The 22,602-nt window shown below is 68.4% G+C and carries 25 protein-coding genes; 7 read left to right on the forward strand and 18 right to left on the reverse strand.

All coding sequences use genetic code 11. The features are described 5' to 3' along the window. Positions 1–18: 18 nt before the first annotated feature. The 7 genes from BMY35_RS34310 to BMY35_RS34340 are packed head-to-tail and all read right to left on the reverse strand — an operon-like array spanning position 19 to position 6,246. Complete coding sequence (locus BMY35_RS34310) at positions 19–768, reverse strand: SDR family NAD(P)-dependent oxidoreductase (protein WP_093209112.1); 750 nt, start codon at positions 766–768, stop codon at positions 19–21. 25 nt (positions 769–793) lie between these two features. After that, on the reverse strand, positions 794–1,516 hold the full coding sequence (locus tag BMY35_RS34315) for an ABC transporter ATP-binding protein (protein WP_093209115.1): 723 nt from the start codon (positions 1,514–1,516) through the stop codon (positions 794–796). Next, positions 1,509–2,285 (reverse strand): ABC transporter ATP-binding protein, encoded by a 777-nt coding sequence (locus BMY35_RS34320; protein ID WP_093209118.1) that lies wholly within the window; start codon positions 2,283–2,285, stop codon positions 1,509–1,511. The genes BMY35_RS34315 and BMY35_RS34320 overlap by 8 nt, the downstream gene beginning before the upstream one ends. Beyond that, the gene (locus tag BMY35_RS34325; protein ID WP_093209120.1) at positions 2,282–3,271 is read right to left on the reverse strand and encodes a branched-chain amino acid ABC transporter permease; all 990 of its coding nucleotides are present in this window, start codon (positions 3,269–3,271) and stop codon (positions 2,282–2,284) included. The genes BMY35_RS34320 and BMY35_RS34325 overlap by 4 nt, the downstream gene beginning before the upstream one ends. Beyond that, the gene (locus tag BMY35_RS34330) at positions 3,268–4,170 is read right to left on the reverse strand and encodes a branched-chain amino acid ABC transporter permease (RefSeq protein ID WP_093209123.1); all 903 of its coding nucleotides are present in this window, start codon (positions 4,168–4,170) and stop codon (positions 3,268–3,270) included. The genes BMY35_RS34325 and BMY35_RS34330 overlap by 4 nt, the downstream gene beginning before the upstream one ends. Positions 4,171–4,186: 16 nt before the next feature. Then, positions 4,187–5,413 (reverse strand): ABC transporter substrate-binding protein, encoded by a 1,227-nt coding sequence (locus tag BMY35_RS34335; protein WP_177213778.1) that lies wholly within the window; start codon positions 5,411–5,413, stop codon positions 4,187–4,189. Positions 5,414–5,466: 53 nt separating this feature from the next. Then, positions 5,467–6,246 carry an SDR family NAD(P)-dependent oxidoreductase gene (locus tag BMY35_RS34340; protein ID WP_093209126.1) on the reverse strand — a complete coding sequence of 260 codons (780 nt, stop codon included), beginning with the start codon at positions 6,244–6,246 and terminating at the stop codon, positions 5,467–5,469. Between the two features lie 146 nt (positions 6,247–6,392). Between BMY35_RS34340 and BMY35_RS34345 the strand changes: the two genes are divergently transcribed. After that, positions 6,393–7,115, forward strand: a complete 723-nt coding sequence (locus BMY35_RS34345) for a GntR family transcriptional regulator (RefSeq protein WP_093209128.1) — start codon at positions 6,393–6,395, stop codon at positions 7,113–7,115. On the opposite strand, the gene BMY35_RS34350 is transcribed toward BMY35_RS34345, so the two are convergent. The 8 genes from BMY35_RS34350 to gtdA all read right to left on the reverse strand — a co-directional run bounded on the left by BMY35_RS34350 (position 7,090) and on the right by gtdA (position 15,559). After that, positions 7,090–7,989 (reverse strand): acyl-CoA thioesterase, encoded by a 900-nt coding sequence (locus tag BMY35_RS34350; protein ID WP_093209131.1) that lies wholly within the window; start codon positions 7,987–7,989, stop codon positions 7,090–7,092. The two genes, BMY35_RS34345 and BMY35_RS34350, sit on opposite strands and share 26 nt — an antisense overlap. A gap of 111 nt (positions 7,990–8,100) precedes the next feature. Next, a complete protein-coding gene (locus BMY35_RS34355; RefSeq protein WP_240652251.1) occupies positions 8,101–8,790 on the reverse strand; it encodes a hypothetical protein in 690 nt (229 codons plus the stop codon). Between the two features lie 54 nt (positions 8,791–8,844). Continuing rightward, on the reverse strand, positions 8,845–10,191 hold the full coding sequence (locus BMY35_RS34360; protein WP_093209137.1) for an FAD-dependent oxidoreductase: 1,347 nt from the start codon (positions 10,189–10,191) through the stop codon (positions 8,845–8,847). 124 nt (positions 10,192–10,315) lie between these two features. Beyond that, complete coding sequence (locus tag BMY35_RS34365) at positions 10,316–11,293, reverse strand: Bug family tripartite tricarboxylate transporter substrate binding protein (RefSeq protein ID WP_093209139.1); 978 nt, start codon at positions 11,291–11,293, stop codon at positions 10,316–10,318. Between the two features lie 85 nt (positions 11,294–11,378). Next, positions 11,379–12,356, reverse strand: a complete 978-nt coding sequence (locus BMY35_RS34370) for a Bug family tripartite tricarboxylate transporter substrate binding protein (RefSeq protein ID WP_093209142.1) — start codon at positions 12,354–12,356, stop codon at positions 11,379–11,381. 58 nt (positions 12,357–12,414) lie between these two features. After that, on the reverse strand, positions 12,415–13,689 hold the full coding sequence (locus tag BMY35_RS34375; protein ID WP_093209144.1) for a 3-hydroxybenzoate 6-monooxygenase: 1,275 nt from the start codon (positions 13,687–13,689) through the stop codon (positions 12,415–12,417). Between the two features lie 29 nt (positions 13,690–13,718). Then, on the reverse strand, positions 13,719–14,423 hold the full coding sequence (locus BMY35_RS34380) for a fumarylacetoacetate hydrolase family protein (RefSeq protein ID WP_093209147.1): 705 nt from the start codon (positions 14,421–14,423) through the stop codon (positions 13,719–13,721). Positions 14,424–14,497: 74 nt separating this feature from the next. After that, a complete protein-coding gene (gene gtdA, locus BMY35_RS34385) occupies positions 14,498–15,559 on the reverse strand; it encodes a gentisate 1,2-dioxygenase (RefSeq protein WP_093209260.1) in 1,062 nt (353 codons plus the stop codon). A gap of 126 nt (positions 15,560–15,685) precedes the next feature. Between gtdA and BMY35_RS34390 the strand changes: the two genes are divergently transcribed. The 6 genes from BMY35_RS34390 to BMY35_RS34415 all read left to right on the forward strand — a co-directional run bounded on the left by BMY35_RS34390 (position 15,686) and on the right by BMY35_RS34415 (position 19,730). After that, entirely contained in the window at positions 15,686–16,582 is an 897-nt protein-coding gene (locus BMY35_RS34390; protein ID WP_093209150.1) for a LysR family transcriptional regulator, read from the forward strand. A gap of 110 nt (positions 16,583–16,692) precedes the next feature. Then, a complete protein-coding gene (locus BMY35_RS34395; protein ID WP_093209153.1) occupies positions 16,693–17,142 on the forward strand; it encodes an acyl-CoA thioesterase in 450 nt (149 codons plus the stop codon). A 102-nt stretch (positions 17,143–17,244) separates the two neighbouring features. After that, positions 17,245–17,721, forward strand: a complete 477-nt coding sequence (locus BMY35_RS34400) for a phasin family protein (protein WP_093209155.1) — start codon at positions 17,245–17,247, stop codon at positions 17,719–17,721. 124 nt (positions 17,722–17,845) lie between these two features. Further along, positions 17,846–18,559, forward strand: a complete 714-nt coding sequence (locus tag BMY35_RS34405; protein ID WP_093209158.1) for a TetR/AcrR family transcriptional regulator — start codon at positions 17,846–17,848, stop codon at positions 18,557–18,559. Between the two features lie 4 nt (positions 18,560–18,563). Beyond that, the gene (locus BMY35_RS34410) at positions 18,564–19,406 is read left to right on the forward strand and encodes a tetratricopeptide repeat protein (RefSeq protein ID WP_093209160.1); all 843 of its coding nucleotides are present in this window, start codon (positions 18,564–18,566) and stop codon (positions 19,404–19,406) included. Positions 19,407–19,472: 66 nt separating this feature from the next. Beyond that, complete coding sequence (locus tag BMY35_RS34415; protein WP_093209162.1) at positions 19,473–19,730, forward strand: acyl-CoA-binding protein; 258 nt, start codon at positions 19,473–19,475, stop codon at positions 19,728–19,730. A 16-nt stretch (positions 19,731–19,746) separates the two neighbouring features. Here BMY35_RS34415 and BMY35_RS34420 read toward each other — a convergent pair whose 3' ends face one another. From BMY35_RS34420 to BMY35_RS34430, 3 genes are all read right to left on the reverse strand, one after another. Then, entirely contained in the window at positions 19,747–20,664 is a 918-nt protein-coding gene (locus tag BMY35_RS34420; protein ID WP_093209164.1) for a DNA/RNA non-specific endonuclease, read from the reverse strand. A gap of 64 nt (positions 20,665–20,728) precedes the next feature. Further along, on the reverse strand, positions 20,729–20,980 hold the full coding sequence (locus BMY35_RS34425) for a hypothetical protein (RefSeq protein ID WP_093209166.1): 252 nt from the start codon (positions 20,978–20,980) through the stop codon (positions 20,729–20,731). Continuing rightward, positions 20,977–22,599, reverse strand: a complete 1,623-nt coding sequence (locus BMY35_RS34430) for a S8 family peptidase (RefSeq protein ID WP_093209169.1) — start codon at positions 22,597–22,599, stop codon at positions 20,977–20,979. The genes BMY35_RS34425 and BMY35_RS34430 overlap by 4 nt, the downstream gene beginning before the upstream one ends. Positions 22,600–22,602: the final 3 nt, after the last annotated feature.

The raw sequence follows: 22,602 nt of genomic DNA on the forward strand, positions 1-22,602 counted from the left end.
TCCGTTGGAAGGCGGCCGTCAGACCGCCAGGTAGCCGCCGTCGACAGGCAGCACCACGCCGTTGACGTAGCTCGCCATCGAGGACGCGAGAAAGACGACGGGCCCGGCGATCTCGTCGGCCTCGCCGTGCCGCTTGACCGGCACGCGGCTCAGGTACCAGTCGGTGCCATGCTCGGTCTCGCGCTGGCCGGCCGTCATGTCGGTGACCATCAGGCCCGGCGCCACCGCGTTCACGCGCACGCCGTACGGCGCGAGGTCGCGCGCCAGCACCTGCGTGAGCGAGCGCACCCCGCCCTTGGCCACCACGTAGCCGGCCGAGGAGATGCCCGCGCCGAAAGCCACGATGGAAGAAAGATTCACGATGCTGCCGTGCGTGCGCTTGAGCGCCGGCACGAAGGCCTGCGTCACGTTGAACACGCCCTGCAGGTTGACCGACATCACGCGGTCCCAGGCCTCGCGCGCGCCGGGCTCGTCGAACTTCGAGCGTGCCGAGATGCCGGCGTTGTTCACCAGGATGTCGATGTCGCCGTGCGATGCCGCGATGCGTGCCGCGAGCGCGTCCACCGCCGCGGCGTCGCTCACGTCGACGCTGTCTGCATCAGCGCGACCACCGGTTTCGCGGATCGATGCAGCCACCTGCCGGGCCACGTCGAGGTCGCGGTCCACCACCAGCACGCGCGCGCCTTCGGCCGCCATGCGGCGCGCGATGGCCTCGCCCAGGCCGCGCGCCGCGCCGGTGACGAGCGCGAGTTTGTCTTCGAGAAGCATGAAGTTTCCTTTTGCGAAGGCGCCGTCAGACGCCGAGGTAGGCGCGGCGCACCGCTTCGTCGTCGGCCAGTTGCGAAGCGGGGCCGTGCAGCGAGATCTCGCCGTTCTCCAGGATGTAGCCGTAGCTCGACACCGCCAGCGCGAGCTGCACGTTCTGCTCGACCAGCAGGATGGTGATCTTCTGTTCGCGGTGCAGCCGCTCGATGATTCCGAACATCTGCTCCACCAGCAGCGGCGAAAGGCCCATCGACGGCTCGTCGAACAGCATCACGCGCGGGCGCGCCATCACGGCGCGGCCGATGGCCAGCATCTGCTGCTCGCCGCCCGATAGCGTGGCGGCCATCTGGCCCTGCCGCTCCTTCAGGCGCGGGAACATGCCGTACACCGCCTCCAGGTCGTTGCGGATGCCCGCACGGTCGCGCCGCAGGTAGGCACCGAGGTCGAGGTTCTCGCGCACGCTCATGTCGCGGAACACCTGCCGGCCTTCGGGCACCTGCACGATGCCGCGCTTCACCAGTGCGTCGGAGCCGAGGCGGTCGATGCGCTCGCCCGCGAGGCGCACCTCGCCCTCCGTGCAATCGACGATGTTCGAGATGCAGTTGAGCGTGGTGGTCTTGCCAGCGCCGTTGCTGCCGAGCAGCGCGACGATCTGCCCCTCGGGCACTTCCACCGACACGTTGCACAGCGCCTGGATGCGGCCGTACGCCGCCGAGATGCCGCGCAGCGACAACAGTGCTTCCTCAGCCATGCGCGGCTCCCTTTCCATTTCCCTTGCCCAGATAGGCCTCGATCACGCGCGCATTGCTGCCGATTTCCGAAGGCGTGCCCTCGGCGATCTTCTCGCCGAAGGCCATCACGGTGATGCGGTCCGAGATCGACATCACCAGCTGCATCACGTGCTCGACCAGCAGCACGGTGATGCCGTCGCTCGCCACCAGCTCCTTCAGCAGCCGGTCGAGGCTTTCGATCTCGCGGTTGCGCAGGCCCGCTGCCGGCTCGTCGAGCAGCAGCAGCCTGGGCTTGATGGCCAGCGCGCGCGCCAGCTCCAGCAGCTTCTGGCGGCCGAAGTCGAGGTCGCGCGCGGGCTGGTCGCGCTCGTCGGCCAGGCCCACGCGCTCCAGCAGGTGCAGGGCGTAGTCCTCGGTCTCGCGATCGGGCCGGCGCAGCAGGCGTCCCAGCGTGCCGGCGGCACGCGCATGGGTGCCGAGCAGCACGTTCTCCAGCACCGACAGCTCGGCGAAGAGCTCCAGGTTCTGGAAGGTGCGCGCGATGCCCAGCGAGGCCATGCGGTGCGGCGACACGCGCGTGAGCTCCCGGCCCTCGAAGGTCACGCTGCCGCTGCTGGGCGTGTAGAAGCGCGAGATGCAGTTGAAGGTGGTCGACTTGCCCGCGCCGTTCGGTCCGATCAGCGCATGGATGCGGCCCTGCTCCACCTGGAACGAGAGTCCGTTCACAGCCTTGAGGCCGCCGAACACCACGCTGATGTCGCGCACATCGAGGAATGCCGTCGTGCTCATCGCACGGCCTCCGCCGCGTTGACCGAGGTTGCGCGCTGCGCCTTGCGGCGCGCCGCGAACAGCGACGCCATGCCCTTGGGCAGGAACATCATGAAGAGCATGAGGATGCCGCCGTAGATGATTTCCTGGTACGACGGCGCCTGCCGCAGCAGCTCCGACACCAGGCCGAACACGATGGCGCCCGCCACCGCGCCGCGCACCGAGCCGAGGCCACCCACCACCACCATCGTGAGGATCAGGATGGTGGTCTGGAAGCCCAGGCTCTCCGGATGGATGAACGAGGTGAAGAGCGTGTACATGCCACCCGCCACGCCCGCGAAGGCCGCCGACAGCACGAATGCCGTGACCTTCACCGCACGCGTGTTCACGCCCATGGCCACGGCCGCCACGTCGCTCTCGCGCACCGCGCGGAACGCCGAGCCCAGCCGCGAGCGCGACAGCGCCACCGTGAGCCACAGCATCAGCGCCGCGATGGCCACCACGAAGGGATAAGCCTGCAGGTCGTTCATCAGCTGCAGGGCGCCCAGCGAGGCCGGCTTCATCTGCAGGCCGTTGGAGCCGTTGGTCACCGACTCCCAGTTCAGGAACACCCACTGCATCGCCTCGCCGAAGGCGAAGGTGGCGAGTGCGAGGTAGATGTCGCGCATGCGCAGCGCCAGCAGGCCGATGACCCAGCCCAGCGCGGCCGAGAGCACCGCGCCCGCGAGGATCGAGACGAAGAACGGCGGCTGCCACTGGTTGTTGATGAGCCCGGCCGTGTAGATTCCGATGCCGAAGAAGGCCGCGTGCGAGAGCGCGAACTGTCCCGTCTCGCCGATGACCAGGTGCATGCCGAGCGCGAGCACGGTGAACACCATCAGCAGGTTGACCACGTACAGCACGTAGCCGCTGGTGGTGAAGGGCAGCACCGCGAGCACCAGCGCCATCGCCAGCAGCACCGCGCGGTCGCGCCACGGAGATGAAGAAGAAGCAGGAGACACGCTCATACCTTCTTCACCTGCGGCTTTCCGCCGAGCAGGCCCTGCGGGCGCACCAGCAGAACCACCATGATCGCCACGAAGGGCGCGACCACGATGGCGTTGGACGAAATGAAGAGCCCCACCAGGTTCTCGACGATGCCGATGATGAAGCCGCCCACCACCGCGCCCGGCAGGCTGGTGAAGCCGCCGACGATGGCGGCCGCGTAGGCCAGGATGGCGATGTGGCCGATGTCCGGCGTGATGAGGATCTTGGGCGTGATGAGTAGCGCCGAGATGGCCGAGATGACGCCCGTGAGCGCCCAGATCTGCATGCGGATGCTGCCGAGCTTCACGCCCACGATCTGCGCGCCGCGCGGGTTCATGCCCACCGCGCGCATGGCCTGGCCGGTGCGTGTGCGCGTGAACATCAGGTACAGCAGCACCATCACAACCACGGCCGATCCGAAGATGGCGAGGTCGAGCAGCGTGAGCGAGGCCTGTCCGATCATGATCGGGTCCTGCGGCACCAGCGAGGGCAGCGAACGCGGCGTGTCGCCCAGGCCGGTCTTGCGCACCAGGCCCTTGAGCAGGTAGGCGAAGCCCAGCGTGGCGATCACCAGCTGCACGCCCACGCCGCGCGAGGCGGTCACGCGCTGCATCACCACGCGCTGGAAGAGCGCCGCGAGCAATGCCGTGACCGCGATGCTCGCGAGCACCGCGCCCCAGTAGGGCCAGCCCCACACCACCAGCGGGAAGAGCGCGGCGTAGCCGCCGGCCATGAAGATCTCGCCCTGCGAGAAGTTCGGCACGTCGGTGGTCTTGAAGACCATGACGATCGCCACCGCGAGCAGCGCGTAGACGCTGCCGGTGACGATGCCGGACAGCACGCCCTGCTGCACGAAAAGCCAGATGTCGGAAAGGCTCATGGGTTCGCGGCCGCCCTCAGGGCTTGTACTTCCACACGCTCTTGTAGCTGCCGGGCACGAGCGTCATGTTGGTTGCGTCGAACTTGATGTAGATGGCCGCCTCCTGCGCGGCACGGTCGTCGGGGCCGAACTCGATGGGGCCGGCCATCACGCCGGAGTCGAACTTCATCGTCGACAGCGCCGTGAGCACCTTCTCGCGCGTGGGGCTGGGGCCGGCGGCCTTCAGCGCGTTGACCACCGCCATGGCCGAGGGAATGCCGTAGGGCATGTAGGTCTGCGGGTAGCCGGGCTTGGAGGCCAGGTCGGGGTAGGAGGCCTTGTACATGTCGTACACCCACTTCAGCTTGGGACCGCCGGGCACGTCGGCCAGCACTTCCTGGATGTAGACGTTCTTGAAGGCGTCCTTGTTGCCCACGTTCTCCACCAGCTGCTTCAGGTCGGCGGTGGAGTTCACGGCCAGCACGATGGGCTTGTTGAAGCCGAGCTCGAAGGCGCGCTTGACGATCAGGCTCACGGGGCGCGCGTAGGTTGTGAGCAGCAGCACGTCGGGGTTGGCGGCCTTGATCTTCAGCATGGGCGCCGTGACGTCGGTGATGTTCGGGTTGACCGACTGCACCTGCAGGTCGATGCCGCCGAGCGCCTTGGCCTGCGCCTGGGCCGATTCCAGGTTCCAGCCGCCGTAGGCGTCGTCGTGGTTGATGTAGCCGATCTTCTTGGCCTTGAGGTGCTCGCTCGCGAACTGCACCATCGAACCGCCCACCGCGTGCTGCGAGATGGAGAACGCGCCGTAGATGTACTTCGACGGCGGATACAGCGCGCCGTCGCCCGAGGCGTTGAGCATCACCAGCGGGATCTTCGCGCGCTCGACGTATTCGCGCGCGCCCACCACGGCGGCCGAGCAGGAGCCGCCGTTGAGCAGGAACACCTGGTCCTGCTCGGTGAGCTTCTTCACCGCGGCCAGCAGGTCGTTGGCGTTGCAGCGGTCGTCCTCCACCACGAGCTCGATCTTGCGGCCGTTCACGCCGCCTTCCTTGTTGACCTTGTCGTAGTACATCTTCGCGGCGTTGATGACGTCGAAGCCGTAGTTCATCGACGCGCCCGACATCGGCGAGAACATGCCGATCTTGATGGTCTTGTCGGTCAGGCCGGGCTCGGCCTGCGCGAGCGCGGCGGGCGAGGCCGCGCAGAGCGCCGCGCCGAGTGCGAAGGGGGCCAATGCAGAAATCAGGAAGTTCTTTTTCATGAGCTGTCTCCGTTCGTTGGAATGAAGGGGTGAAGGACCGGTGCGTTGCCGTGTCACTGCATGCGGTAGCCGCCGTTGACGTCGATCACGTTGCCCGTGATGTACGCCGCCTGTTCCGAGACCAGGTAGTCGACCGCGCCCGCCACGTCGTCCACCGTGCCGATGCGCCCGAGCGGGATGTTGGCGGCGGCCGCGTCGAGCGCGCCGCTGCTGCGCACGGTGCCGCGCAGCATGTCGGTGTCGATCAGGCCCGGTGCCACCGAATTGACGGTGATGCCCATGTGCGCCGATTCGCGCGCCATGGCCTTGGTAAGCCCCAGCACCGCCGACTTGGCGCCGATATAGGTGGCGCTGGAGCGATAGCCGCCGAGCTGCGCCGCCACCGAGCCGAAGGTGACGATGCGCCCGTGCGCCACGGGCTTCGCCTCGCGCCGGCGCAGGTATGCACGCCCGCAGAGGAACACGCTGCGCGCGTTCACGGCGAAGGTGCGCTCCCAGTCTTCGAGCGTGGTGTCCTTGATGAGGGAGCGCTCACCGCCCGGCATCAGCAGCACGCCGGCCACACAGACCAGCGCGGCGACGGGGCCGATGCTGCCCTCGATGTCGTCGAACACGGCCTCGACGGCCGCTTCATCGCTCACGTCGAACTGGCGGAAGTGATGCCCCTCGCCCAGCGACTGCGCCACGGCGCGCGCGTTGCCGCCGTCGATGTCGGCGACGACGACGCGATAGCCGCTGGCCGCGAGCCGGCGGCACACGGCCTCGCCGATGCCCCGGCCGCCGCCGGTCACGAGGGCCAGCCGGCCGTGGGGTTGTGCATGATGGTCCGCCATGGGCTGAAGGGTCTCCGGGCCGCGCAGGGGCGGCTTGAAAGTTGATCGAGGGCCGCATTGTGTATACATGAAATCATTCATGCGCCCTCGTTTACCCTAACAACTCGAACTATTCGTTCAATTTCACGGCATCATGTATACCTGACATGGACACACTCTCCCAACAAGTCACAGAGACGCTGCGCACCTGGATCCTTCACGGCAGGCTCTCGCCGGGCATGCGCGTGGAGGAAGTGCCCATTGCCGAAAGCCTCAAGGTGTCGCGCACGCCGGTGCGCGCCGCGCTGGCCGCGCTGGCGATGGAAGGGCTGATCGACCATCAGCCGAAGAAGGGCTACCTGGTGCGCGCCTTCGCGCTCGAGGACATCCTCGCGGCCTACGAGGTGCGCTCGGTGCTGGAGGGCCTGGCCTGCCGGCGCTTCGCCTCGCTGGGCGTGGACGAGCCCACCGCCGCCCTGCTGCGCGAATGCCTGCGCGAGGGCGACGAAATACTTGCGAAGGGAAAGCTGCTGGTGGAAGACCTGGCGCCCTACCAGCAGATGAACGTGAAGCTGCACAACACGCTGATGCACGGCGCGCGCAACCCGTGGGTGGTGCGCTTCGGCGCACAGGCGCAGGCTGTGCCCTTCGCGTCGGACCGGATCATGCTGTGGAACGACCACGGCGTGATCCTGCGTTCGCACGACGACCACCACCGCATCGTGCAGGCCGTGATTTCAGGCGACGCGGCCCGCGCCGAGCAGCTGATGCGCGAGCACGTGTACTACGCCGGCATCCTGCTGCGCGACAACTACCAGCGGCTGCTCGACGAGCGCAGCCGCGACGGGCTGCCGCCCACGCTCGTCACGAACGAGCCGCCGGCTTCCTGATGCGCAGCATGCCCTCCTGCGCGGCCGAGGCAACAAGCCGGCCGTCGCGCGAATAGAGGCTGCCGCGGCACAGGCCGCGCGCGCCGCCCGCGCTGGGCGAGTCGAGCACGTACAGCAGCCAGTCGTCCATGCGGAAATCGCGGTGGAACCACATCGCGTGGTCGAGGCTCGCGGGGCGCACCTGGCCGCTCATGAAGCTCAGGCCGTGCGGCAGCATGGCGGCGCGCAGCAGGCCGTGGTCGGAGGCGTAGGCCAGCAGCGCGCGATGCACCATCGGGTCGTCGGGCAGCGGCGCGATGGCGCGCATCCAGATGGCGCTCTGCGCCGAGGTCGGGCGCACCTGCGGTGCGATCAGGTCTTCGGGGTCTACGCGGCGGTACTCGATGCCGTGCGGCTGGATCGCCTTGGTGCGCCAGGGCTCCGGCAGGCGGTCGCCGAGCGCGATGCGCTGGTCGAGTTCGCTGATGAGGCCCTCGGGGCCATCCACCTCGGGCATGTCGAACTGGTGCTCGACGCCCTCGTCCACGGTCTGGAACGAGGCGGACATCTCAAAAATGATGCGTTCCTGCTGGCGCGCCACCACATGGCGGGTGGTGAAGCTTCGGCCGTCGCGCACGCGGTCGACGCTGTACTCGATGGGCGCATGCTCGCCCGGCAGCAGGAAGTAGGCATGCATCGAATGCACCGGGCGCTCGGCGCCCACGGTGAGGCTCGCGGCCATCAGCGACTGGCCCAGCACCTGGCCGCCGAACACGGCTGGCGTGCCGATGTCCTCGCTCTGGGCCCTGAAGCGGTCGCCGCCCAGAGGCTCGAGCTGCATGAGCGCGACGAGTTCGTTGACGAGGCGGGAGGCGGTGGCGGGATCGGTGGTCATCGGGGAAGGAGGCAAAACTGTCGAAAAGGCAACCCTCGACCATAGCAAAGCCCGCGCCCGCAGGCTGTCGCGGGCCGGTCAGCTGCCTCCCGCCGCTCTCCCGCTACTCGGCTACTTGTAGAAGCACACGCCCATGAGGCGGGCGCGGCAGCCGTAGTCCGTGCCGCCCTGCACCACGCGCACCGGCACGCCGGACAGCAGCAGCGAGCCGTCGTCCGCATACACCAGCGGCGAAGGCGCGGCCTTGCTGAAGGGGGCGCTGAGCGTTTCCTGCTCGACATAGCCCAGGTACTGCCGCCGGGAGAAGTCGACCGTGTCGGCCGACTTCAGCGGCACCGCCGCATAGCGCTTGCCGTAGACGGTGCCGAAGTAGCGCAGCGACGGCCCGGGCCGGTCGCCGTATTTCGCGTCGGTCTTGGCGAAGCCGGTCTGGATCAGGAAGGCCCGGTCTTCGGGCGTCAGGTCGGCGTCGAAGGCCATCAGCACGTACTGGCCCTCGAAGCTCTGGTTGCGCGCCACCTTGAACTCGCCCAGCAGCGCGGGCGTGACCTTGGTGCGCCCTTCCCAGCGCAGCAGCGCCGCCACGGAGGGATCGCCGTCGAACACGTAGTGGTAGTTCTCGCCGGCGATGGCGACCTTGCGGCCGTCCTTGGCCGCGAAGAAGCTCAGCAGCCGGTCCTTGCCGTGCACCGGCTCGCCTTCGGGAGTACTGGCGCAGCCGGCCAGCGAGAGGCCGATGGCGGCGCAGGACAGCGCCAGGAGGGTGCGGCGCGCGGGTGTCGACAGCGAAGGGAAGTGCACGTTTCGTCCGGGGTTCGAGTTCATCAAGCCCCGGACTCTAGCGCGCCGCCGCGCTCAGCGGTCGAGGTCGACGCCGTCGGCGAGCAGCTTTTCCTGCAGCGCCGGAACGTCCACCTGCGCGAAGCTGCCGCCGCCCAGCGACGCCGCCGCCGTGCCCGCGGCCTGCCCCATGACGAAGCAGCCGCCGCTCGCGCGCGCGGCCGACTGGCCCTCGTGCGTCATCGATGCGCAGCGCCCGGCCACCAGCAGGTTGTCGAGCGTCTGCGGCACAAGCATGCGCCACGGCAGGTGGTTGTAGGCGTTGGCTTCGTCGCGCGGGAAGGCCCACTCGATGCGGCCGTCGGCGTGCATTTCCATGGGCCAGGCGTTCAGGCCGATGTTGTCGTCGAACTTCGCCGAGCCCAGGATGTCCTCGCGCCCGAGCGCGTACAGGCCCTGGATGCGCCGCGTCTCGCGGATGCCGACCTGCGGCGCGATCTCCACGATGGCCGACTGCGCGAAGCCCGGCACCTCGGCCTTCAGGAACCTGAAGTACTCCGTGATCTGGCGGCGGCCCTCGAGCTCGCCCTCGGTGAGTTCGCGCGCGTCGACGCCGTTCATCGCCCGGCCCTGCGAATTACGGATCTGCGTGACGTTGGCGCGCCACTCGCGCGGGTCCTTGTTGGGCCGCAGGATCGCGCCTTCGCGCGGGAACTTGTAGACGCCCGGCTTCTGCTGCTCGGCGCGCGCCATGAAGTCGTTGATGGCCTTGAACTCTCCCACCGCCTCCAGCGCAGCCGGTGCGTCGACCTGGCCGATGCGGAACATGGTGGTCGGGAAGAGTCCGCTGCCGTGGCCGTCGCCCACCTCGAAGGGCACGCCCGCGAAGGCGGCCACGTCGGCATCGCCGCTGGCGTCGATGAAGGCGTTGGCGCGAATGGCCTGGCGGCCCGACTTGGTCTCGACCACCAGTGCCGCGATGCGCTTGCCGTCGAGCACGACGGCGGCCGCAAGCGCGTGGAACAGCAGCTTCACGCCCGCTTCGCCGAGCAGCTGGTCGGCGGCGAGCTTGTAGGCCGAGGTGTCGTAGGAGCGCACGCAGATGCGCCCGCCCATGCCGTTCTGCGGCTGGTTCATGCCGTTGAGCGCGGCGATGCGGTCGATGAGCTCGTCGACCACGCCGCGCACCAGCTGCGTCATCTCGCCCTTGCGCTTGCCGTACAGGCCCGCGAAATTGGTGACGCCGCCGGCCGTGCCCATGCCGCCGAGGAAGCCGTAGCGCTCCACCAGCAGCGTGTTGGCGCCATGGCGCGCGGCGCTCACCGCGGCCGCGATGCCGGCGGGGCCGCCGCCGACCACCACCACGTCGTACTCGCCGAACACCGGCAGCGTGCGCGCCGGTTCATGCAATGTGGAAGTCATTCAAATAGATCCATGGATGTCTTTTCGGGAAACACCGCGGATCCGGCTTTGCCGGTCCGTCGGTGTTGCCCCCTGCAAGGGGGTTGGCGAAGCGACACGAAGTGCGCGAAGCCTGGGGGTGTGCTCACTGCAACTTGATGCCGCGGGCGGAAATGATCTTGGTCATGATCGCGGCTTCCTCGTTGACGCGCGTACGCATGCCGTCCGGCGAGGTGCCCACGGCCTGCCAGCCCTGCTCGAAGAGCTTGCGGCGCACGTCGGGGTTCTTCATCACGGCTTCGAGTTCGCGGCTGATGCGCGCCTGCGCCACCTTCGACAGGTTGGCCGGGCCCAGCAGCGCCACCCACACCTCGAGGTTGAAGTCCTTCACGCCGGCGTCGGACAGCGGCGGGATCTCGGGCACCAGCGCGCTGCGGCCGCCCGTGAGGCCGATGGCCTTGAGCTTGCCGGCCTTGATCTGCGGCATGGCCACGCCCGGAGGGATCAGGCCCATCTGCACCTGGTCGCCCAGCATCGCGGTGATGACCTGCGGGTTGCCCTGGTAGGGCACGTGCTCGGGCTTGAAGCCGGGCACGCGGGTCTTGAGCAGTTCCATGCCCAGGTGGCCGACCGAGCCGATGCCCACCGAGCCGTAGTTCCACTTGTCGCCGGCCTTGCGGCCTTCGTCGAAGAAGGCGGTGCCCGAGGGCAGGTTGTTCTGCGCCACCAGCACCAGCGGCGCGGTCGCGATCAGCGAGAGATACGTGAAGTCCTTGACCGGGTCGTACGGCAGCTTGGGATACAGCATCTTCGACGACGTGAGGTTGCCGTTGATGACGAGGCCCAGCGTGTGGTCGTCGTTGGCCTTGGCCACCTGGTCGGCCGCGATGTTGCCCGAGGCGCCGGCCTTGTTGTCGACCACGATCGGCTGGCCCAGCGCCTTCGACAGCGGCTCGGCGATGGTGCGAGCGGCGATGTCGGGCGTGGAGCCGCCGGGGAAGCCCACCAGCAGGCGGATGGGCTTGGTCGGCCAGGCGGCGTTCTGTGCGCTGGCGCTCAGGGGCAGCGCGGCAGCGGCGGCCAGGCCGCAGGCGATCAAAAGGGCTCTCTTGGTGGCGTGCATGAAGGGAAAGTGTGAAAAAGTTGTCAAAAACCTGAGAGGGTCAGCTTAACTGCCTGAGAAGACACCGGGCAAGCCGAGCCCTCCGCTATTCGAGGCTGATGTTGCCCCTGCGCACCAGCTCCCCGTACACCTTCGACTTGGCCTCGGCATTGCGCTCGATTTCCTCGGGCGACCATGCGAGCGGCTCGAAGGCGAAGGTGTCGAAGCGGGCGCGGATCTCGGGATCGGCGATGACCTTGGCCACGTCGGCATTGATCTTCGCCTTGATGGCCGCCGGCACGCCCTTGGGCGCGAGCAGCGACACGAAGGAATTCACCTCCAGCGATGCGGGTCCGCCCGCCTCGGCCATGGTCGGCACGTCGGGCATCTGCGGGATGCGCTTGCTCGCCGCGACCGCGATGTAGCGCAGCTTGCCGGCCTTGTAGATGCCCTGGCTCGACGGGATGCTCGCGAAGGCCCACGGCACCTCGCCGGTGCCCACGTTGGAGTAGAGCTGCGACACCTCGCGATACGGCGCGTGGCGCATGCGGATGCCGGTGAGCGCCTCCAGCTGCTGCGCGCCCAGGTGGCCCGGGCTTCCCACGCCCCACGAGCCGTAGACGATGCCGTCGGGGTTGGCCTTGGCGGCGGCGATCAGGTCGCCCATGTTCTTCCACTTCGACTCGGTGGCCACGGCCACGAAGAAGGGCGTGCGAAAGAGCGATGCCACCGGGTCGAAGTGCTGCAGCGTCACGAAGTTGCGCGACTTGTACAGGTGCGGCAGCGCGGCGATGTGCTCGCTGTCGAGCTGCAGCAGCGTGTAGCCGTCGGGCGCGGCGCGGCGGGCCTGGTCGATGGCGATGAAGCCGCCGCCGCCGGGCCGGTTGTCGACGAGCACGCGCTGGTTCCACAGGCGCGAGAGCTTGTCGGAGACGAGGCGCAGCACCGCGTCGGGGCCGCTGCCGGCGGCGAAGGGCGTGACCAGGGTCACGGGCTTGCTCGGGTAGTCGGAAGCCTGGGCCAGTGCCCCGGCAGTGGCCGTCAGGGCCAGGAAGCCCGTCAGCAGCGCGCGCGAAAAGTTCATGTCTCTTGTCTCCTGGGCCTTCGGCCTCGATGGTTATGAATGCTGAAAGAAAACTGCTTCAGTGCGGTGAGAGCGCCGCCACGGCTTCGGCGACGGCCGCGCCCGAAGGACGCAGCGACTCCGGCGCGTCGTCCAGGCAGCGCTCGGGCCGCCAGGCGTAGAGCCACTCGACCGCATCGTAGAAGCGCTCGGGCGTGCGGCCCGGCCAGAGGCTGTTGCGCACGAGGCGTTCCACGCCCTTGGCGTGATAGAGCCGCCCCATCTCGCGCACCGACAGCACCACGCGCGCCGTGCGGGCGACGCGCGCCGCCTCGTAGAGCTTGAAGGCGGCGGGCATGTCGAAGCCGCAGGCCTTCACGGCCTCGCCGAGCGTCACGGCGTCCTCGAGCGCCATGCACGCGCCCTGCGCGAGGTACTGCATCATCGGATGCGCCGCGTCGCCCAGCAGCGTGGCAGCGCCTTCGCTCCAGCGCTCGACCGGGTCGCGGTCCGCGGTGCTCCAGCGGCGCCACGAGGTCGGGCGATCGAGCAGCTGGCGGGGGCGCGCATGCACGCCCTCGAAGTACGAGAGCACCTCTTCCTTGCTGCCGTCGGTCACGCCCCACTCTTCCTTCTCGCGGCTGTGGAAGGTGACGACCAGGTTGTATTGCTCGCCGTGGCGCAGCGGGTAGTGCACCAGATGGCAGTTGGGGCCGGCCCAGACCACGGGTGCGTTCCAGCGCAGGTCGGCCGGCATGTCGGCCGCGGGCACCACTGCGCGATACACCACATGGCCCGACACGCGCGGCGCATCGCCGATGAGCTTGCCGCGCACCACCGACTTCACGCCGTCGCATCCCACGATGGCGTCGGCCTTGAAGCTGCGGCCGTCGCGCGTGACTACCGTCACCGCGTGTGCGCCCTGCCCGCCCAGGTCGATGGACTCGACCTGCGCCGAGGTGTGGAAGCGGATCAGCGGATGCTGCTTCACCGCCTCGTGGATCGCACCGTGCAGGTCGGCGCGATGGCTCACCGCATACGGATTCTTGAAGCGTGCGCGGAAGGCCTCGCCGACCGGCACCGAGGCCACTTCGCCGCAGTCGACGGCGTCCATCATCACCAGCCGGTCGGTGAACACCGAGCCCCGGCGCACTGCCTCGCCCACGCCCAGCGCGTCGAGCGCGGCGAAGGCATTGGGGCCGAGCTGCAGGCCGGCGCCGATCTCGCCGATGGTGGCGCTCTGCTCGAGCAGGTCGATGGAAACGCCCAGGCGCGCGAGCGCCAGCGCGGCGGCCATGCCGCCGATGCCGCCGCCGACCAGCAGCACGGTGGGAGGGTTCTTCGATGGAGTCATGGCGGGCCCGCGCTTTCCGGAGGATTCAGTCAGTCGATTCGGACGGTCAGCGACGGCAGGCGCTCGATGCTCACCTTGATGGTCTGGCCCGGCTTCACCGCGCCCACGCCTTCGGGCGTGCCGGTGAAGATCAGGTCGCCGGGCTGCAGCGTGAAGAGCGTCGAGAGGTTGGCGATGACTTCGTTCACCGACCAGATCAGGTGCGTGATGTCGCTCTTCTGGCGCACTTCGCCGTCCACTTCGAGCACGATGGCGCCGGCGTTGATCTCGCCCACGTCGGCCAGCGTGCGCAGCGGCGCGATGGGCGCGGAGAAATCGAAGGCCTTGCCGATCTCCCACGGGCGGCCCTGCTCGCGCATCTTCATCTGCAGGTCGCGGCGGGTCATGTCCAGGCCCACGGCGTAGCTGTGGATGTGGCTGGCGGCCTGCTCGACCGGGATGTTGGCGCCGCCCTTGCCGATGGCGACCACCAGCTCGGCCTCGTAGTGGTAGTTGCTCGTGAGCGGCGGGTAGGGAATGGACGCGCCCTTGCCGTCGAACACGGGCACTACCGAGGCGTCGTCGTTCGGCTTGCAGAAGAAGAAAGGCGGCTCGCGGTCGGGGTCGAAGCCCATTTCGCGCGCATGGGCCGCATAGTTGCGACCGACGCAATAGACGCGGCGCACGGGGAACTGCTGGTCGGAGCCCACGATGGGCAGGCCGACGATGGAAGGAGGCGTGAAGACGAAGGACATGGGAGGCTCCTGCCGCTCGGGGCGGCACACGGTCAAGAAGAAAGAAACGGCAAGAAAGAACGATCGCCCGGGCTTCAGGCGTCTTCGAGGAAGGCTTCGCGCAGGATGCCCATGGCCTGCTGCACGGGGCGGTCGGAGAAGCTGAAGAGCACGGCGTCTTCGCCCGGCGACGACAGCTTCAGCGGCGCCCACGAGGGAACGACGAAGGTGTCGCGCGGGCCGAACGCGAAGCGCTGGCCGGCGATCTCGGCCGTGCCGTGGCCTTCGACCACGCTGTACACGGCGCCGTCGGTGGCGCGGTGCGTCTTGCCCGCGAAGCCCTTGGGAAGCAGTTGCAGGTTGGTCGAGATGGTCGGCATCGGCGAGCCGCCCGTCAGTGGGTTGATGTAGCGCAGCTTGTGGCCCAGCCAGGCGTCGGGCGCTTCCTGCTTCTGCAGCTGCGCCAGCGCCTCGCGGCTGCGCGCATAGGGGTAGTTGAAGATCGGCGAGGTGGCCGACGCGTGGTCGTGCCGCACCGGCACCATGTTGTGGCCGAAGCGCGCGAGGCTGTTGCCCTCGGGGCGCGAGACGTGCTGCACCTTGGAGTCGTCGTTCTCGGCGAAGCCGGCGTCGAAGAAGCGCAGCATCGGGATGTCGAGGCCGTCGAGCCACACCACCGGCTCCACGCTGCCGCCGATGCCCTCGTTGCCATGGTCGTGCCAGGCCCATGAGGGCGTGATGATGAAGTCGCCCGGGTACATGGTGGTGCGCTCGCCGCCCACCGTGGTGTAGGCGCCCTTGCCGTCGACGATGAAGCGCAGCGCCGACTGCACGTGACGATGCGAGGGAGCGACCTCGCCCGGCATGATGAGCTGCAGCCCTGCGTAGAGCGACTGCGTGATCGACGAGTTGCCGGGCAGCGCCGGGTTCTCCAGCACCAGCACGCGGCGCACGGCCTCCTCGGCGGTGATGAGATCGGCCGACTGCATCAGCAGCGGGCGGATCTCGTCGTAGCGCCACAGGGCGGGCACGCAGGGCGTCTGCGGCTCGCGCGGCACGAGTGCGTGCAGCGACTCCCACAGCGGCGTGAGGTGCAGCGGGCGGATGCGGTCGTAGTAGTCGCGGCGCTCGGCCGCATTCGAGGGGGCGGGTTTCATGGGGCGGGTGTCTCCGTTGGCGGCATTGTTGGCCCGCACCACTATTTCCTCAAGACCGACAGCCAATACACGGAATTCGAAATTTCGATAATGGTGTCTTTTGCCGTAAGCAAGCAGGAGTCCCGCATGTCGAAGCTCGATCTCGAATGGCTCGCCGTGTTCGACGAGGTCTACAAGACCGGCAACGTCTCGAAGGCGGCCGAGCGGCTGGGCATGGCGCAGGCGGCGGCCAGCACCGCGCTCAACAAGCTGCGCGCCCACTTCGACGACCGCCTGTTCACCCGCACCGCGCAGGGCATGCAGCCCACGCCGCACGCCGAGCGCATCTACCCGAACCTGCGCGAGGCGCTGGTCCAACTGGCGCAGGCCCAGGGCAACCGCAGCAGCTTCGATCCCGCGCAGGCGCAGCGGCGCTTCCGCATCTGCATGACCGACATCAGCGAAGTGGTGCTGCTGCCCGGCCTGCTCGACCACCTGCGGCGGTCGGCGCCCGGGGTGCACATCGAGACCGAGATCATCTCCACGATCAGCGGCCGCCGGCTGCAGGACGGCGAAGTCGACCTCGCCGTGGGCTTCATGCCGCAGCTGGACGCGGGCTTCTACCAGCAGACGCTCTTCATGCAGAACTTCGTCTGCCTGGCGGCGAAGAACCATCCGCGCATCGGCACGAAGCTCACGCGCAAGCGCTTCGAGGCCGAGGCGCACGCGGTGGTGTCGACCTCGGGCACGGGGCACGCCATCGTCGACACCACGCTCGCGCGGCTGGGGCTGAAGCGCAACGTGGTGGCGCGGCTGTCGAGCTTCCTGAGCGTGGCGCGCATCGTGGCCCAGACCGAACTGCTGGTGGTGGTGCCGCGCATCCTGGGCAAGGTGCTGGCCACGCAGGAGCCGGTGAAGCTGCTGGAGCCGCCCTTCGCGCTGCAGGACTACGCGGTGAAGCAGCACTGGCACGAGCGCTTCCACGCGGACCCGGGCAACGCCTGGCTGCGGCGCACCATGGCGCAGCTGTTCAGCGGCAGCTAGCCGGGCGTATGCGCCCGGACGACGGGCGGCGTCCGGGAGCGGGTGCCCGCTCGCATAATCGCGGCTCCCCACTTCATAGTCACAGCCATATTCACCAAAGGCGGCCTCCCATGTCCTCGATCACCCTGCGCTTTCTTGCCGAACCCAGCACCGTCAACTTCGGCGGCAAGGTCCACGGCGGCACCGTCATGAAGTGGATCGACGAAGCGGGCTACGCCTGCGCCACCAGCTGGGCCAAGCGCTACTGCGTCACCGCCTTCATCGGCAGCATCCGCTTCCACCGGCCGATCATGATCGGCGACCTCGTCGAGGTGGAGGCCCGCCTCGCCTACACCGGCAACACCAGCATGAACATCTCGGTCGAGGTGCGCAGCGGCGACATGAAGGGCGGCGCGATGGAAAAGACCACCGAATGCCTGATCGTGTTCGTCTCGGTCGACTCGCACGGCCGGCCGCTGCCGGTGGAGGCCTACGTGCCCGGCACCCCCGGCGAAATGGCACTGGCCGAGCGCGCCAAGGCGCACCTGGACGCGAGCCGCGCGGCCGGCGGCACGCCCTGAGACCGGGCTTCACGGCATGGCCCCGTAGACGCGAAGCTCTAATGAAGAGAGCGCCGGGCGGCTAGAGTCAGGCGATTGTTTGCAAGCAAAGGAAGAAATCGCATGGCTACCCAGGACGACGACAGCAACGGCAAGGCCGCCGACCGCATCAAGGATTCCGCCCAGCAGATCTGGCTTGCCGGCCTCGGTGCCTTCGCCAAGATGCAGCAGGAAGGCAGCAAGGCCTTCGAGGCGCTGGTCAAGGACGGCGCGGGCATGCAGAAGAAGACCCAGCAGGCCGCCGAGGAAACCCTGGCCCAGGCCCAGCAGCGCATGGCCGGCTTCGCCAGCGAGTTCGGCACCAAGGCCGCCGGCCAGTGGGGCAAGCTGGAGAACATCTTCGAGGAACGCGTGGCGCGCGCGCTCGAGAAGCTCGGCGCGCCGAGCGCCGCCGACATGGCCGCGCTGCAGGCGCGCGTCGAGGCGCTCGAGGCCCAGCTGAAGAAGTCGCAGCAGGCCGCAGCGCCCCGCAAGACCGCGGCGCGCAAGACGACAGCCCCCGCGGCCAAGAAGACCCTGCGCCGCAGCAAGGCCAGCTGAGCGGCCCGCATTGCGGCGCTGCACAAGAAACCAGCGCCGCAAAACATGTCCCGCACCGTTCATGGTGCGGTGCACATACGCTAGAGTGCTCCCAAGAGACCACGAGACAACCGGGGGCACCAGCATGGCAAAGAAGGCGCCACGCCGAACAGCGCAACGCATCCTCGAAGCCGCATTGGATCTGTTCAACCGCTTCGGGGAACCGAACGTCTCGACCACGCTCGTGGCCAGCGAGCTCAACATCAGCCCTGGCAACCTGTACTACCACTACCCGGCGAAGGAAGAGCTGATCAACAAGCTCTACGAGGCCTACGAGGCCGAACTCGACGAACTGCTGCACGCCAGCGAGGGCGTGCACGACGTGGAGGACGCGTGGTTCTTCATGCACAGCCTGTTCGAGCTGATCTGGCGCTACCGCTTCCTGTACCGCGACCTCAACGACCTGCTCAGCAAGAACCGGCGGCTGGAGACGCAGTTCCAGCTCGTGCTGAAGAACAAGGCGCGCGCCATCCGCCAGCTGATCGCCGGGCTGAGCCGCGCGGGCCACCTGGAGATCGACGTGCACGAGGTCGACACGCTCGCGCAGAGCATGGTCGTGGTGCTGACCTACTGGCTCAGCTACGAATACGTGCGCAACCCGCGCGAGGCGCTGGAGCCCGAGCATGCGCAGGGCGCGCTGATGCGCGGCGGCCTCCATGCGCTGCACCTGCTGGCGCCCTACCTGGGGCGCGAACAGAGAAGGCATCTGCTGGCGCTCGGCAATGCCTACAACGGCGAAGACCCCGGCAACAGCAGCAGTGCCGGCGCCGCGGCTCCCCCTGTCGATATGGCGGTCTAGAACCATGCCCCACCACGATTTCAAACCGCTCTCGCTGATGTCGGCCGGTGCACCCAACGCCAATGCCGACACTGAACACTGGACCCCCCTTCCCTGGGCCGACTCTCCCCGCTACGACGCGCACAGCGTGCTGCCTCACTGGCCGCGCCTGCATGCCGGCCACGAGCTGCCGCTGCCGGCCGAGGGCTCGGCGCTCGCCGAAGGCTGGGCGCTGTACCACAGCGGCGAGTTCGAACGCGCCGCCGCCATCGGGCTGCAGCAGGGCGCCGAAGGAATGGCGCTGGCCAACCAGGCGACGGCGATCTACGCCAACTACCTCGAGCCGCGCGAATCGATACGGCTCGCGATGTTCCGCCAGGTGATCGAGCGCGCCGGCGCGCAGGCAGCCGCCGAGCCGGACAACTGCCAGGCGCTCTACTGGCAGTCGTATGCGCTGGGCCGGTACAGCCAGGGCATCAGCGTGGCGCGCGCGCTGGCGCAGGGCCTGGGCAGCAAGCTCAAGGGCGCGCTGGAGCGCGTGATCGAGCTGCAGCCGCGGCACGCGGACGCGCACCTCGCCCTGGCCTCCTTCCACGCCGAGGTGATCGACAAGGTGGGCGCGCTGGTCGGACGCATGACTTACGGCGTGCGCTCGGAGACCTCGATCGAGCTGTTCGAGCGCGGGCTCGAGCTGCACCCCCACTCGGCCGCCGGAATGATGGAATACGCCCGCGCGCAGCTGATGCTGCACGGCGAATCGCGCATGGGCGAGGCGACGCGGCTCTACGAGAAGGCGGCGGAACTCAAGCCCGCGGATGCGCGGGAACGGCTGGACGTGGAACTGGCGCGGGCGGGGTTGAGAGACTGACTTGGTACCGCCATGTACCGCGCGATTTAAGATGCGTGCTTTCCGCTTTTCATCACCCTGAACGCCATGTCCGATCTCAACGCCCAGTTCGAAGCCGCCCAGGCCAACTCCAAGCTGCTCGCCGAGCGCCCCGACAACCCGACGCTGCTGAAGATCTACGCCCTGTTCAAGCAGGCCACCGAAGGCGACAACACCGCCAAGAAGCCCAGCTTCAGCGACATCGTCGCGCGCGCCAAGTGGGATGCGTGGACGGCCCAGAAGGGCGCGAGCGCCGACGAGGCCAAGCAGAAGTACATCGACCTGATCGAATCGCTGCGCGGCTGACAGACAGCCCCTCGGCTCAGGCCGGCAGCTTCGTGTCCGTGAAGCGCCGGATGGGCTGGGCGAACGCGAGGTCCGCGCCGTCGAGCACGTCGCGCCCCGCGAGGCTCTCGAAGCCGAGCCCCGTTTCCGCCTCGATGAACGCCAGCGGCCGCTGCGAGGTGCCGAAGTCCTCGAGGTCGCGCGCCACGCCTGAATCCAGGTACCTGCCCTGGCTCATCAGGTAGGCGATGGCGGCGAGTTCGCCGGTCGCTTCGCTGACGAAGGCGACCACTTTCCAGAAATCGCGCGGTATCCGGATGCCGAATCTCTCGGGGTCGTCCGGCCGCAGGATCGGGCCGGTGAAGACGCTGATGCGCTTGTCGTCGCCCTGCGCGTTGCCGAGCACGTAGTCTTCCAGGTCGCCCCACAGCCCCTCGTTGAACGGCTGCCATTGCGGGCAGGCGTTGGTGGCGAAGAAGGTGTCGATGTTGGCCTTGCGGGCCGTCGCCAGCGGGCCCCAGTTCGGGTCCTGCCTGCGCGTCATGTGGCCGCGGGAGAACTTTCCTTCCTGCCCGGGGCCGTAGGCCTCGCGCAGCATCTGGTGCTCCTTGGCGATGCGGCCGTCGTAGCTCCAGGTGTCGTGGCGCGGGACGTTCTTCGACTTCGAGCCGTCGATGTTGCAGGCCGAATAGAGCGGCATGCGCCGGGACATGCACTGCACGGTGCTGAAGTGCTGGTACCTGAGCTCGAAGCTGCAGTCCTCCAGCCTCGCGATGTCGTCCATGGAGATGGGCTCGCCGATGGAAGGCAGCGCCACGTGCGCGTCCCGCCCCAGGAAACCGGCCGAATAGCCCTGGCGGCCCTCGAAGAACTCCGGCGGCTTCGGCGTCGCGGCGACGCGCTGGATGCCGGCCCACGAGTCGCTCACGACCTGGATGTCTGCATCGTCGGACATGGAAAAGCTCCCTCCAGAAAGACGCCGGGGCCGTCTTCGGCCCCGGTGGATGCGTGCTGCGCGATCACTTCGCCAGCTTGGCGCGCGCGTTCTTCAGGTTGAAGGCAGGCTTGCGGATTTCCGCGAAGGTGGGCTGGGACACCGCCCACTCGGGGTTCTGCTCGAGCGCGGCCAGCTGCTCCTCGTCGACCTGGGCTTCCAGCAGGGTGCTGGTCTTGGCCGTCAGGACGACACCCGGCACGCGGCGGCGCAGCCGCGCCTTCGCCGACAACTTCTTGCCGGGGCTGCCTGTGTAGGTCAACACGACGCTGGTCACTTCAGAACTCCAAATCCTTCGTACTCGGCCGGCCAACCCACCCTTTGCGCCGTCTGCGACAGCATCCTGACGATGGCGTCGGCCTTTTCAGGACCGTTTTGCATGGTAAGCAGCTTCGGATTCCCTGACAACAGACGGGCCGCCATGCCCGAGGAGTACGGCGTGGCCATCGAGGTGCCGGACATCATCGCGTACCTGCCGCCCGGAAAGGTCGACAGCACCGCCACGCCGGGGCCGATGAAATCGGTGGAGAGCCCATGGTTCGAGAACTCGGCGACGAACTCCTTCTTCCGGCGGATCTCGCTTTCCTGGAAGCTCTCGGGGCAATCCGCCGGAAACGTCCCGTCGCGCCCCAGCGCGCCCACGGCCAGGGTGTGGCTGTAGCGGGCGGGAAAACGCAGCAGCGGCTGGCCGTCGTTGCCGGTGGCCGCGAACACCACCACGCCGGCATTGCGCGCCTTCTCGAGGATGTCGGGCATCTCCGGCATCGGCTCCAGGCTGCCCATGCTGATGTTGACGATGTGGCAGCCGTCGGCGATGGCGCGGTCGAGCGCGCTGGCGATGTCGGTCGATTTCGCGCGCCCGCGCTCGCCGCTCTTCGGGCAGACGCGGTAGGCCATGAGCCTGCAGGCCGGCGCGAGGCCGTGGATGCCGGTGCCCTGCGCCATCCGGCCCGCGATGATGCCGGCCACGTGCGTGCCGTGCCCGATGCCGTTGTCCAGGAAGTCGGCCGGGTTCTCGCCCGTGACGAAGCAGCCGCCGCCGGCCACGGCGATGTCCGGATGCGGCCCGACGCCGCTGTCGATCACGCCCACCGTCACGCCCGCTCCCGCCTGGGGGTCGTAGGGCGCGTAGTGCGCCAGCAGCCGAAAGGAATCTGGTGCCAGCGGCAGCGCCCGCACGTCCAGCCGCTTCGGCGCAGCCGTCCGGTCGAAGCCCTTGAGGAAGACGGACCAGTGCGTGTGCTCCGGCTCGACCAGGATCATTTCGACGCGCGGATAGAGCACGGGAATCCCGATGCTCGCGATGCCCTCCTTGTCGGTCACCGCCGGCACGTGGGCACCGTCCCAGTCCACGAGCGCCTTGACCCTCACGCCCGCCACGGGCTTGCCCTGCGGATCGGCAAGGCGCAGCTCGAAGCGCTTGACCTTGGTTCCCGCCGCGACCTGGATCGCGCTGGCTTCCAGCTCGTCGCCCAGCGGCCGGATGTACTGGAGATACGCCCACGCGGCTGGCGCGATGCGCAGCCCTGGCGTGTTGCGCCGCATCGCCAGCAGCGCGGCCGAGTTGGCGCTCATCACCGACACGCCCTCGACCTGCTTGAGGAGCTTCATCCGGGGAATGCCGCGGCCCTCCACCCGTTGCCCGATCGCGTCCGCCGAATTGCCCAGGTTGATCGCGCTCAGCGTCGCCAGCTCCGCGCCGCCGGCCACCGCGCTGCGCGGGGGCCAGACGATGACGTCGTCGGAAAACTTGGGCTCCACCGCCATGCGGCGCAGGCGCAGCACCTGCAGCAGGCGCTCCAGCTTCTGCTCGTCCGACTTCGACAGCTCGCTCTTCACGGGCTGGTGGTGGATGCGCCTCGGTGCCTCGCGTCGCTCGTTCGCTGCTGCAGCCATGGA

It is taken from the genome of Variovorax sp. YR750, from assembly GCF_900109805.1.
In the GTDB taxonomy this organism is placed as follows: Bacteria; Pseudomonadota; Gammaproteobacteria; order Burkholderiales; family Burkholderiaceae_C; genus Variovorax; species Variovorax gossypii.

Bases quoted from the DNA above. Each gene is read 5' to 3' on its own strand.
- BMY35_RS34390 (WP_093209150.1), top strand. From the start codon at position 15,686: ATGTCGAAGCTCGATCTCGAATGGCTCGCCGTGTTCGACGAGGTCTAC.
- BMY35_RS34340 (WP_093209126.1), bottom strand. From the start codon at position 6,246: ATGGCGGACCATCATGCACAACCCCACGGCCGGCTGGCCCTCGTGACC.
- BMY35_RS34335 (WP_177213778.1), bottom strand. From the start codon at position 5,413: ATGAAAAAGAACTTCCTGATTTCTGCATTGGCCCCCTTCGCACTCGGC.
- BMY35_RS34430 (WP_093209169.1), bottom strand. From the start codon at position 22,599: ATGGCTGCAGCAGCGAACGAGCGACGCGAGGCACCGAGGCGCATCCAC.
- BMY35_RS34405 (WP_093209158.1), top strand. From the start codon at position 17,846: ATGGCAAAGAAGGCGCCACGCCGAACAGCGCAACGCATCCTCGAAGCC.
- BMY35_RS34360 (WP_093209137.1), bottom strand. From the start codon at position 10,191: ATGACTTCCACATTGCATGAACCGGCGCGCACGCTGCCGGTGTTCGGC.
- BMY35_RS34365 (WP_093209139.1), bottom strand. From the start codon at position 11,293: ATGCACGCCACCAAGAGAGCCCTTTTGATCGCCTGCGGCCTGGCCGCC.
- BMY35_RS34330 (WP_093209123.1), bottom strand. From the start codon at position 4,170: ATGAGCCTTTCCGACATCTGGCTTTTCGTGCAGCAGGGCGTGCTGTCC.
- BMY35_RS34380 (WP_093209147.1), bottom strand. From the start codon at position 14,423: ATGTCCTTCGTCTTCACGCCTCCTTCCATCGTCGGCCTGCCCATCGTG.
- BMY35_RS34420 (WP_093209164.1), bottom strand. From the start codon at position 20,664: ATGTCCGACGATGCAGACATCCAGGTCGTGAGCGACTCGTGGGCCGGC.
- BMY35_RS34315 (WP_093209115.1), bottom strand. From the start codon at position 1,516: ATGGCTGAGGAAGCACTGTTGTCGCTGCGCGGCATCTCGGCGGCGTAC.
- gtdA (WP_093209260.1), bottom strand. From the start codon at position 15,559: ATGAAACCCGCCCCCTCGAATGCGGCCGAGCGCCGCGACTACTACGAC.
- BMY35_RS34415 (WP_093209162.1), top strand. From the start codon at position 19,473: ATGTCCGATCTCAACGCCCAGTTCGAAGCCGCCCAGGCCAACTCCAAG.
- BMY35_RS34320 (WP_093209118.1), bottom strand. From the start codon at position 2,285: ATGAGCACGACGGCATTCCTCGATGTGCGCGACATCAGCGTGGTGTTC.
- BMY35_RS34400 (WP_093209155.1), top strand. From the start codon at position 17,245: ATGGCTACCCAGGACGACGACAGCAACGGCAAGGCCGCCGACCGCATC.
- BMY35_RS34395 (WP_093209153.1), top strand. From the start codon at position 16,693: ATGTCCTCGATCACCCTGCGCTTTCTTGCCGAACCCAGCACCGTCAAC.
- BMY35_RS34370 (WP_093209142.1), bottom strand. From the start codon at position 12,356: ATGAACTTTTCGCGCGCGCTGCTGACGGGCTTCCTGGCCCTGACGGCC.
- BMY35_RS34375 (WP_093209144.1), bottom strand. From the start codon at position 13,689: ATGACTCCATCGAAGAACCCTCCCACCGTGCTGCTGGTCGGCGGCGGC.
- BMY35_RS34410 (WP_093209160.1), top strand. From the start codon at position 18,564: ATGCCCCACCACGATTTCAAACCGCTCTCGCTGATGTCGGCCGGTGCA.
- BMY35_RS34310 (WP_093209112.1), bottom strand. From the start codon at position 768: ATGCTTCTCGAAGACAAACTCGCGCTCGTCACCGGCGCGGCGCGCGGC.
- BMY35_RS34325 (WP_093209120.1), bottom strand. From the start codon at position 3,271: ATGAGCGTGTCTCCTGCTTCTTCTTCATCTCCGTGGCGCGACCGCGCG.
- BMY35_RS34350 (WP_093209131.1), bottom strand. From the start codon at position 7,989: ATGACCACCGATCCCGCCACCGCCTCCCGCCTCGTCAACGAACTCGTC.
- BMY35_RS34345 (WP_093209128.1), top strand. From the start codon at position 6,393: ATGGACACACTCTCCCAACAAGTCACAGAGACGCTGCGCACCTGGATC.